This window comes from Agrococcus sp. AC640b (assembly GCF_979255995.1).
This window is the reverse complement of record NZ_CEEDMM010000036.1, coordinates 1-11,381: the sequence shown is the minus strand read 5'-3', so window position 1 is coordinate 11,381 and position 11,381 is coordinate 1. Positions and strand designations below refer to the sequence as shown.

The window sequence follows — 11,381 nt, the reverse complement described above, 5'->3', positions numbered from 1 at the left end:
GTACCGGAAGATCCCCATGGCACGCTCTGCTCCCCACCCCTCTCGTCTCGCCGCCCTCGCGGCGGGCGCGACCGTCGTCGCGCTCGCGCTCACCGGCTGCGTCGCAGGCGAGGACGCCCCCGCCGAGTCCGGCGCCGCAGGCGACGGCACGACGACGACCGTCGACATCGACTGGGCGACGTACAACCCGCTGTCGATCGTCATCCGCGACCAGGGATGGCTCGAGGACGAGGGCTACGACGTGAGCTGGGTGCAGTCGCTCGGCTCGTCGGCGGCGAACGAGGCGCTGCGCGCCGGCGCGATCGACTTCGGCTCGACCGCGGGCTCCGCGGCGCTGCTGGCCCGCGCGAACGGTGCACCGCAGCAGATCGTGTCGGTCGTCGCGCAGCCCGAGTGGGCGTCGATCGTCACGCCGGAGGGCTCCGACATCGCATCCGTCGAGGACCTGGAGGGCCGCACCGTGGCCGCCGCGCTCGGCACCGACCCGTACTTCTTCCTCGTGCAGTCGCTCGAGCAGGCCGGTCTGTCGATCGACGACGTCACGGTCGAGAACCTCGCGCACGCCGACGGCTGGGCCGCGCTGCAGGGCGGCTCCGTGGATGCGTGGGCCGGCCTCGACCCGATCACCGCCACGGCGGAGGCTGCGGGCGCCACGATCCTCGCCACCGACCTGTCGCTCAACTCCTTCTCGGTCCTCAACGCCTCCGAGGAGATCATCGCCTCCGACCCGGAGCTCGTGCAGACCGTCGTCGACCTCTACGAGCGAGCACGTGCGTGGGCGCTCGCCAACCCCGACGACATGGCGCAGCTGCTCGCCGACGCGGCCGCGATCGAGCCGTCGGTCGCGCAGGTCGTCATCGACCAGCGCGAGGGGCTCGAGGTGTCGGGCGTGCCCGGCGACGAGCTGCTGCGCGTGCTCGAGCCCATCGGCGCCATCCAGGTCGAGATCGGCGACGTCGCCTCGCAGGACGCCATCGACGCAGCGCTCGAGTCGTTGCTCGCCCCGCAGTTCGCGCAGCAGGCGGTCGACGCCGGATGACCGAGCCGACGCTGCTCGCGACGCCCTCGGTCCCCGTGACGGTCGAGGCCGAGCTCGACGCCGCACGCCTGCGCGCGCGACGCCGACCCCGCGTCGGCGCGCTCGACCGCGCGAGCGTGCGCGTCGCGCTCGGCGCGCTCATCCCCGTCGTGCTCCTCGTGGTGTGGTGGGCGCTGACGATCCCGGGTGCGGCGATCGTGCCGCCGTTCCGCTTCGCGAGCCCGCTCGCGGTGTGGCAGGCGGCGCTCGACCTCGCCGAGCGCGGCGAGCTCGGCCGGTTCGCGGCGATCTCGCTGCAACGCGTGCTCGTCGGCTTCGCAGCCGGTGCCGCGCTCGGCCTCGTCGTGGGCGGCGTCGTGGGCCTGTCGCGGCTGCTCGACTCGCTGCTGTCGCCGAGCCTCGGCATCGTGCGCGCCGTGCCGAGCCTCGCGTGGGTGCCGCTGCTCATCGTCTGGTTCCAGATCGGCGAGCAGTCGAAGGTCATCCTCGTGGCGATCGGCGCCTTCTTCCCGGTCTTCACCACCGTCTCGCTCGCGCTCGCGCACGTCGACAGGAACCTCGTCGAGGTAGCGCGTGCGTTCGGTCGCCGCACGATCGGCACGTTCCTCGCCGTGCAGCTGCCTGCCGTGCTGCCCGCGGTGTTCACGGGCCTCCGCCTCGCGCTCGTGCAGGCGTGGCTGTTCCTCGTCGCCGCCGAGCTGCTCGGCGCGTCGATGGGGCTCGGGTTCCTGCTGTCGCGTGGGCAGTCGAACGGCCGCGTCGACCACATCCTGCTCGCGATCATCCTGCTGGCAGTGCTGGGCAAGCTCACCGATGCGGGGCTCGCCCTCGTGCAGCGGTGGGCGGCGAGGCGCTGGTCGTGAGCGCGCTCGACGCCCTGCGGCTCGACACCCGGTCGTTCCCGCCGCCCGCGGCGATCGCGGAGCACGCGAACGTGGACGAGGGCGTGTGGGATGCGGCCGCGGCCGACCCCGATGCGTTCTGGGCGGACGCCGCGCGCCGCCTCGACTGGGCGACCCCGTGGCGCACGGTGCGCACGTGGCAGCCTGCCGAGCCGACGGGCGCCACGAACGACGACGGCACGCCAGAGCTCTCGGTGCCCGCTGCGACGTGGTTCGCAGGCGGCACGCTCAACGCGGCGGTGCAGTGCGTCGACCGGCACGTGGATGCGGGGCTCGGCGACCGCGTCGCGACGTACTTCGAGGGCGAGCCAGGCGACCGGCGCACCGTCACCTACGCCGAGCTGCAGCGCGAGGTGTCGCGCGCGGCGAACGCGCTGACGGCGCTGGGCGTCGAGCCGGGCGACCGCGTCGTCGTCGTGCTGCCGCCGCTGGTCGAGACCCTCGTCGTCACCCTGGCGATCGCGCGCATCGGCGCCGTGCACTCGCTCGTCTTCGGCGGCTTCAGCGCCGACGCCGTGCGCTTCCGCCTCGAGGACACGGGTGCGAGGGTGCTCGTCACGAGCGACGGGCAGTTCCGTCGAGGCGAGGCCGTGGGCGTGAAGGAGCGCATGGACCGCGCGGCCGAGGGCGTCGCGTCGCTCGAGCACGTGCTCGTCGTGCGCCGCACGGGCGAGCTGACCCCGGACACGCCGTGGACCGAGGGGCGCGACGTGTGGTGGCACGAGGCGCTCGGGGCCGCCTCCGACGTGCACGTGCCGCAGGCGTTCGACGCCGAGCATCCCCTCTTCATCATCTACACCTCCGGCACGACGGGCCGCCCGAAGGGCCTCGTGCACACGACCGGCGGATACCTGACGCAGGCGTCGTGGACGCACTGGGCCGCGTTCGACCACAAGCCCACCGACGTGCACTGGTGCACCGCCGACCTCGCGTGGGTGACGGCGCACACGTACGCGATCTACGGTCCGTTGTCGAACGGTGCGACGCAGGTGCTCTACGAGGGCACGCCCGACGCGGGGCATCGCGGGCGGCACCTCGAGATCATCGAGCGCTACGGCGTCACCACCTACTACACGGCGCCGACGCTCGTGCGGTCGCTCATGACGTGGTTCCCCGACGGCTTCGCCTCCGGGCCGGATGCGGGGGAGTGGGATCTGCAGACCATCCGCCTCCTCGGCTCGGTCGGCGAGGCCATCAATCCCGAGGCGTGGATGTGGTTCCGCGAGCACGTCGGAGCGGGCACGGCACCGATCGTCGACACGTGGTGGCAGTCGGAGACGGGGGCAGCGATCCTCGCGCCGCTGCCGGGGGCATCCACCCTGAAGCCGGGCTCAGCGACGAGGCCTCTGCCGGGCGTGGAGGCGCGCATCGTCGACGAGCAGGGCGAGACCGTGCCGTTCGGCGAGGGCGGCTACCTCGTCGTCGATCGACCTGGCCCTGGCCTCGCCCGCACGGTGTGGGGCGATCCGGAGCGCTACCGCGACGCCTACTGGTCGCGGTTCTGGCAGCAGGGGGCGTTCTTCTCGGGCGACGGCGCCGCGTGGGATGCGGACGGCGACATCTGGGTGCTCGGCCGCGTCGACGACGTCATCAACGTCTCTGGCCACCGGCTGTCGACCATCGAGGTCGAGTCGGCGCTCGTCGCCCACCCGGCCGTCGGCGAGGCTGCGGTCGTCGGCGTCGAGGACGCCGTGACGGGACACTCGATCTGCGCGTTCGTGACGGCCTCGCGCGGCCACGAGCCCGGCGTCGGCGGCCGTGACGCGCACCTCGACGAGCTCGCCCGCGCACTGCGCGACCACGTCGCCGAGGCGATCGGGCCGGTGGCCAAGCCGCGCCACGTGGTCGTGGTGCCCGACCTGCCGCGCACCCGATCCGGCAAGATCATGCGCCGTCTGCTCGTCGACGTGTTCGACGGGCGACCGCTCGGCGACACGACCTCCCTCACCGACGAGACGGTGCCGGAGCGCATCCGCGCCGTGGTGCACGGCGGCGTCTGACGCGCAGGCGCGGCGAGATGTGCCGCTGTGCGGATCGCCGAGCCCCCTGGGGGCCGCGGCGTGCCGCTGTCGTGCGCATCTCGCCGCCCATGCCTGCGCAGGGTCCTGCCCGAGGGGGTACCACGGGACGACGCCGTACCCAGGTGGAGGAGAGGAAGATGGCAGGGTGCATCTGCTGTCCGTCGCGAGCCTCGCCAACCGCGCGCTCATCGCCCTCGTCACCGTCTGCGTCGCGATCTTCGGCGGCATCGCGCTGACGGGTCTGCGCACGGAGCTCATCCCCGACATCACGCTGCCGCAGGTGGTCGTCGTGACGCCCTACCCGGGCGTGAGCCCCGAGATCGTCGCGAGCGACGTCACCGATCCCATCGAGGATGCGCTGCAGTCGGTGCCGGGGCTCGAGACGACGACGGGCACGTCGTCGACGGGATCGTCGACGGTCGTCGCCGCATTCACGTACGGCGTGAACCTCGCGACGACCGAGCAGCGCGTGCAGCAGGCGGTGAACCGCATCGCGTCGCAGCTGCCGGAGGACGTCGCTCCCACGGTGCTCACCGGCTCGATCTCGGACCTGCCGATCATCCAGCTCGCCGTGCCGCGCGGCGACGACGAGGCTGCGCTCGTCGACCGCCTCGAGCAGGTCGTGCTGCCCGCGATCGAGCGGCTCGAGGGCGTCCGCGGCGCCGACATCGCCGGAGCCGAGGGCCAGCGCGTCACGATCACCCCCGACGACCAGGCGCTCGCGAGCCTGGGGCTCACGAGACAGTCCATCGGCGACGTCCTCGACCAGAACGGCGTGCTCGTGCCCGGCGGCACGATCACCGAGGACGGCGACACGCTGAGCGTGCAGATCGGCTCGACGCTCGCGGCCGTCGACGAGATCTCGGCGCTGCCCGTCGCACCGGGCTCCACGATCGCCGACGTGGCGCAGGTGGCGCTCGAGTCCGATCCGGCCTCGTCCGTCTCGATCGTCAACGGCGAGCAGTCCATCTCGATCTCGATCACGAAGCTGCAGTCGGCGAACACCGTGCAGGTCTCCGAGCTCGTGCGCGAGCTGCTGCCGGAGCTCGAGGAGAGCCTCGGGGGCGTCGAGCTCACAGTCGTGTTCGACCAGGCGCCGTTCATCGAGCAGTCGATCGACGCGCTCGCGACCGAGGGCGCGCTCGGCCTCGCCTTCGCCGTGCTCGTCATCCTCATCTTCCTCATGTCCGTGCGCGCGACGCTCGTGACGGCGATCTCGATCCCCACGTCGCTGCTCATCACGTTCATCGGGCTGACGGCGACGGGCTACACGCTCAACATCCTCACGCTCGGCGCCATCACGATCGCGATCGGTCGCGTCGTCGACGACTCGATCGTCGTGATCGAGAACATCAAGCGACACCTGACCTTCGCCCCGACGCGCATGCGCGCGATCCTCGATGCCGTCCGCGAGGTCGCGGGCGCCATCACGGCATCGACGGTCACGACGGTCGTCGTCTTCCTGCCGCTCGCCTTCGTGAGCGACGTGACCGGCGAGCTGTTCCGGCCGTTCTCGCTCACGACGGCCATCGCGCTGCTCGCGTCTCTCGTCGTCGCGCTCACGATCGTGCCCGTGCTCGCCTACTGGATGCTCCGACCGCCGGTGGGATCGCCCGCCGCGTCCGCGCCGGCCGTCGCTGCGGCCGCGCCCGCTGCGCCTGCGCGACACGCGGTCGCGCGTCGCACGCTGCTGCAGCGGCTGCTGCGTCGTCGCGCCCCCGCACCGGTGCAGCAGTCCGCGCCGATGCCGTCGGCGGAGGATCGCGCCTTCGAGACCGACGACGAGGCCGGCAGGCTGCGCCTCGGATACCGGTCCATCGTCGAACGCGTGCTCCGGCACCCGGTCGCCGTGCTCGCGGGCGCTGCCGTCGTCTTCGGCGGCAGCGTGCCGGTGGCGTTCCTGCTGCCCGTCAACTTCCTCGGCGACTCTGGGCAGACGACCGTGAACGCCTCGCAGCAGCTCGAGCCAGGCGCCTCGCTCGACGTGCGCCTCCAGGCGGCCGAGACCACGAGCGCCGCCATCGAGCGCCTCGACGGCGTCGAGATCGTGCAGACGACCGTCTCGCAGGGTGCGAGCGCGCTGGCGGGCTTCGGCTTCGGCGGCAGCGGGACGGGGGAGATCTCGTACGCGATCACCGCCGAGGAGGGCTCCGACGTGGCCGCGTTGACGGAGGAGCTCCGCGACGTGCTCGCCGAGCAGCCCGGCGACGGGACCGTCGCGGCGGGCGGTGGCGGCGGCTTCGGCGGCAGCGACATCACCGTCGACGTGCAGGCACCCTCGGAGGGCGAGCTCCAGACCGCCACCGACGCGGTGCTCGCCGCCGTCGAGGACCTCGACGGCGTCGCGCAGACGACCGACAGCCTCGAGGACGCCCAGCCGATCGTGCAGGTGACCATCGATCGCGCCGCCGCATCCGACGCGGGTCTCAGCGAGGTCGCGGTCGCGGGGATCGTCGCGCAGGCGATGCAGCCGCTGCCGATCGGCGACATCCAGCTCGACGGCGCAGTCGTGACGATCTACCTCGCGCCGGCCCAGACCGTGACGACCCTCGACGAGCTGCGGCAGGTGCCCGTGCCGACGGCGCTCGGCGTCGTGCCGCTCGACGATCTCGCGGACGTCGACGAGACCCTCGGACCCGTGAGCATCGCCACGCTCGACGGCACGCGCACCGCCTCGGTCACGGTGACGCCCTCGAGCGTCGACGTCGCGGGGGTGGGCGGCGCCGTGCAGGATGCCGTCGACGAGCTCGACCTCGCCGACGGCGCCTCGGCGACGGTCGGCGGCGCCGCGAGCGACATCGCCGACGCGTTCACGCAGCTCGGCATCGCAGCCCTCATCGCCGTGCTGCTCGTCTACGTCGTCATGGTCGCGACGTTCAAGAGCCTGCTCCAGCCGCTGCTGCTGCTCGTGTCGGTGCCGTTCGCCGCCACCGGCGCGATCCTGCTGCAGCTCGTCACCGGCATCCCGCTCGGCGTCGCATCCATGGTCGGCGTCCTCATGCTGGTCGGCATCGTCGTGACGAACGCGATCGTGCTCGTGGATCTCGTGAACCAGTACCGCGATCGAGGGAGGTCGGTGCGCGACGCCCTCCTGCAGGGCGCCGAGCGCAGGATGCGTCCCGTGCTCATGACGGCGGCGGCGACGGTCTTCGCGCTCGTGCCGCTCGCGCTGGGGATCACGGGCCACGGCGGATTCATCTCGCAGCCGCTCGCGATCGTCGTGATCGGCGGGCTCATCTCGTCGACGCTCCTGACGCTCGTCGTGCTGCCGGCGCTCTACCTCGTCGTCGAGGGCGGGCTCGAGCGGCGCCGGGTGCGGCGCGGCGGTGCGACGCGCGCCGAGGTGCGCGCGCAGCTGCAGACGGCGGCTGCGGGGGACGCGGGCGCCGTCGGCACCGCGACGCGCGGCGCGTAGAGGCCCTTCACAGCCTGCGCACCAGCCAGACTGGTTCACTGTCTCTCGTCCGTCTCGTGGAGGACGTCATGCCCAGCTACCTGATCGTGCACAGCCAGCCGCCCGGCGGCCGTGCCGACCTCTTCGCGCAACCCCCGACGATCGACGTCTCGGGGCTCGTCGCGCGCCTCGACTGGGGCGACGTCACCTTCGAGGTGCCGCCTGGTGACCACCGCGTCGCCATCACCGTCGCCCCCGTCGCCGGCGGCAACGAGGGCGCCGTCGTCACGGTGCGCGTGCTGCCCGAGACGGGCACGCGCGTGTCGTTCGCGCCACCGTCCACCCCCGGCACCGCGTCGTCGCTGCACGTCGACGGACAGTGGCCGGCGGATGCGGCGATGGCGTACTACGCGGCGCGCGACCGTCGCGACCTCACGCGTGCGGGGCAGCAGCAGCGTGTGCAGCAGGCGCCGCAGCCGGCGGCAGCGCAGCAGGCGCCGCAGCGCGGCGACCAGCCGTGGGGCCAGCAGACCGCGTCGCCCGAGCCGTCGGTGCCGCCCGTGGGCCCCGCGATCGGGTCGACGGGCTCGGTGCCCATCGTGGGGGCGCCCTCGAGCGCGCCGACGTTCGGGCAGGTGCAGGGATCCGTCGTCGAGCCTGGTGCGCCGCAGCAGCAGCCCGCGGCACCGCCGCTCGCGCGGGTGCCGACCTGGGGTGCGCCGCCGCAGTCCGGCCCGCGGCAGCCGACGCCGCCCGCGCAGCAGCCCATCCAGCAGCCATCGCAGCAGCAGGCGTGGCAGCAGCCCCAGCACCTGCAGCAGTCGCCTGGACTGCACGAGCCGCAGCGGCAGGCTCCCGTGCAGCGGATGCCGCAGCCCCCGCAGCAGCAGCCGCCGCAGCAGCCTCGGCAGCCTCGGCAGCAGCAGCCGCAGCAGCAGCCGCAGCAGCAGCCGCAGCAGCAGCCGCCGCAGCAGCCGCCGCCGCGCCAGGGATTCGCGCCCGGCGTGCAGCAGCCGATCGTGCCGCAGCGACCGGCGCTCCACCAGCCGCCCCCGCACCAGCCCGCTCCGCATCAGCCCGCGCAGCAGCCGCCGGGCCCCCCGCCCGCCTTCGGGCAGGGCGCCTCGCAGCAGCAGGCTGGCCAGCCGCAACCGCCCGCGTTCGGGCATCAGCCCGCCGTGCGTCGCGACGTCTACGGCCGCGACCGCGTCGACGGCGATCGCTCTGCGCCGCCCATCCCCACGCCGCACGAGTTCGAGTCGTTCGCGCGCGCGGAGCGCGAACGCCACGAGGCAGAGGCGCGCCCGCAGCAGGGGTGGTACGCGGATCCGTATGGCCGCTCCGACGTGCGCTGGCACGACGGCGAGCGGTGGACCGCGTCGGTGCTGCGTCAGGGGCGTCGCGAGCACGATCCCGTCTGAGCGGCATGCCGTAGCGTGGAGACTCCACGCGAGCACGGCATCCCGAGCCCGCGACCGGATCCGAGAGCGAGCACGATGCCCCGTCCGCAGCGAGAGCCAGACCGCCGCCGCGGCGACGACGACCGATCGGCGGGCGGTCGCGCAGGCGCAGGACGCTCCGGAGGTCGACAGGCCGCGGGTCGTCAGGGCGCAGGGCACCAGGGAGCGGATCGTCGGGGCGCGGGGCGCCAGGGCGCAGGGCGCCAGGCCGACGGCCGCGCGGGCGGACGCCGAGGCGACGAGCGCGATCCCTCGCGTCCCAGCTGGGAGCCGCGCACGAAGGAGTCGCGGTGGCAGCGCAACGTCGAGCGCTCCGAGGAGCGCGGCTACGACGAGCGCGGCAGGCGCGACGACCGCTGGCCCCACGGCGACCGCGCACGACGCACCGCCGGCGACCGCGATCGTGACCGCGACGGCGGCGTGCAGGGCCGCGTTCGCGGCGGCGAGCGGCAGGCGCCGCGCGGCGACCGCGAAGGCCGTCGTGCCGATGTCGAGCGCCGCGCAGCCGGACGCGACCCCATCCGTGACCGCGCCCGCGACCGTGCGGCGAGGCCGCGCGGCCCCGAGGCGGGCACGTCGTACCGCGACCTGCGCGGCGGACGCGCAGGCTCGGCAGCGGGTGGTCAGCGCGACGACCGAGGCGGCGACCGCAGGCGCGACGACCGTGGTGGCGACCGCCAGCGTCCCGTCGGTCGCTCCGTCGGCGACGACCGCGGTGCCCGCCCCCGTGGCGAGCACCGCCCCGAGCGTCGCCCCGACGACCGTGCGCCCCGCATCGACCGCGCACGTCCCGATGGCCGCATCGACGCCACCTACTACCCGTCGCGTGCAGCCCAGCCGGGCGCATCCGACGACGTCGTCCACGAGCGCCTCGACGCCACGGCGGTGTCGCAGGCCGTCGAGGGCGTCGACTTCGCCGACCTCGGGCTCGGCGCCGGCATCGTCGGCGCGCTCGGAGGCCTCGGCGCCACCGCGCCGTTCCCCATCCAGGCAGCCGCGATCCCGGAGGCGCTCACGGGTCGCGACGTGCTCGGCCGCGGGCGCACGGGCTCCGGCAAGACCATCGCGTTCGTCGCGCCCATCGTCGAGCACCTGCTGCGCTCTCGACCCGAGGGCGGCCGCACCGTCGGGCGCCCGCCGCGAGCGCTCATCCTGGTGCCGACGCGCGAGCTCGCGATGCAGATCGACCAGGTGACGCAGTCCGTCGGCAAGGCCGTCGGCATCTTCACGACCACCATCGTGGGCGGCGTGCGGCAGGGGCCGCAGGAGCGCGCGCTCGAGCGCGGCGTCGACATCCTCGTCGGCACCCCCGGCCGCATCGAGGACCTCGTGGAGCAGCGGCTGCTCGACCTCGGCCGCGTCGAGGTCGCCGTGCTCGACGAGGCCGACCACATGTGCGAGCTCGGGTTCCTCGAGCCGGTGCAGCGACTCCTGCGGCGCACGCGACCCGACAGCCAGAAGCTGCTGTTCTCGGCGACGCTCGACAAGGAGGTCTCCGCGCTCGCGAAGGAGTTCCTGCGCGACCCCGCCGTGCTCGAGGTCGAGGGCGAGGATCAGGCCTCCGGCACGATCGACCACCACGTGCTCGTCGTCGACCGCTACGACAAGGACGCCGTGCTCGAGCAGCTCGCGCTCGCGGCAGGCCCCGTGGTGGTGTTCGCCCGCACGCGCGTCTACGCCGAACGGCTCGCCCAGCAGATGGATGCCGCAGGCATCCGGGCCGCGAGCCTGCACGGCGACCTCACGCAGGCCCGCAGGCAGCGCAACCTCGACGACCTGCAGCGCGGCCGCATCGACGTGCTCGTCGCCACCGACGTCGCAGCGCGCGGCATCCACATCGACAGCGTCGGCCTCGTCGTGCAGGCCGACCCGCCGGACGAGCACAAGACGTACCTGCACCGCTCCGGTCGCACGGGTCGGGCCGGGCGTCAGGGCACCGTGGTGACGGTCATCGCCCCGTCGCGACGACCGCGGATGCAGGAGCTGCTCGAGCGCGCCGAGATCGAGGCGCCCATGGTGCCCGTCTCGACGACGGACGACGTGCTCGCGATGATCGGCCTCGCGCAGCGTCGCTAGCCCCGCACCACCCGCCCGTGGTTGCGTTTCGCAGGCGATCGGAAGGGCTCGAGGGAAGATACCCCTCCGACCCCCCTGATCGCCTGCGAAACGCGACCACGGGAGCGCTGGCGCGAGGGGGTTGACACGCCCGGGATGCAGCCGATTCGTCGCCGGGGGATCGCCACACGTAATGTTGCTCCTCGTCACCCCAAAGGTGCCCGGCCCGGAAGGGCCAGGACCTCAAGCGGGGGCCACCTCCACCCAGAGCCGGCCAGCAGGTCTCGTACCTCGTTGCCGTCGCTCGCTCGGTGGAGCACCACTCGACGCATGGCGCCGGACCGCAAGGGCTCCAGACGCGCCGGACTTGCTCCGGATCGCAGAAGGTGGTAGGTTTCACAGGTTGCCTTCGCGAGGATTCGCGGGGCGACTTCAGGGCCTCGATGCAATCCCGTGAGGGTGCGGTCGTGAGCGTCCGATCCTTGAGAACTCAACAGCGTGCACAATGTC

At 73.5% G+C, this 11,381-nt stretch carries 6 protein-coding genes; all 6 read left to right on the top strand.

The window, feature by feature from the left end:
• The first annotated feature begins 16 nt into the window (after positions 1-16).
• A complete protein-coding gene (locus ACZ6H8_RS13655) occupies positions 17-1,039 on the top strand; it encodes an aliphatic sulfonate ABC transporter substrate-binding protein (RefSeq protein ID WP_464147434.1) in 1,023 nt (340 codons plus the stop codon).
• Positions 1,036-1,902: an ABC transporter permease gene (locus ACZ6H8_RS13650; protein ID WP_464147432.1), complete on the top strand. Its 867-nt coding sequence runs from the start codon at positions 1,036-1,038 to the stop codon at positions 1,900-1,902. Before ACZ6H8_RS13655 ends, ACZ6H8_RS13650 begins: the two co-directional genes overlap by 4 nt.
• Positions 1,893-3,941 carry an acetate--CoA ligase gene (gene acs, locus ACZ6H8_RS13645; protein ID WP_464147433.1) on the top strand — a complete coding sequence of 683 codons (2,049 nt, stop codon included), beginning with the start codon at positions 1,893-1,895 and terminating at the stop codon, positions 3,939-3,941. Before ACZ6H8_RS13650 ends, acs begins: the two co-directional genes overlap by 10 nt.
• 166 nt (positions 3,942-4,107) lie before the next feature.
• Positions 4,108-7,377 (top strand): efflux RND transporter permease subunit, encoded by a 3,270-nt coding sequence (locus tag ACZ6H8_RS13640; RefSeq protein WP_464147430.1) that lies wholly within the window; start codon positions 4,108-4,110, stop codon positions 7,375-7,377.
• Positions 7,378-7,445: 68 nt separating this feature from the next.
• Positions 7,446-8,777 (top strand): DUF2510 domain-containing protein, encoded by a 1,332-nt coding sequence (locus ACZ6H8_RS13635; RefSeq protein WP_464147429.1) that lies wholly within the window; start codon positions 7,446-7,448, stop codon positions 8,775-8,777.
• 75 nt (positions 8,778-8,852) lie between these two features.
• Positions 8,853-10,892 carry a DEAD/DEAH box helicase gene (locus ACZ6H8_RS13630; RefSeq protein ID WP_464147428.1) on the top strand — a complete coding sequence of 680 codons (2,040 nt, stop codon included), beginning with the start codon at positions 8,853-8,855 and terminating at the stop codon, positions 10,890-10,892.
• Positions 10,893-11,381 lie beyond the last annotated feature (489 nt).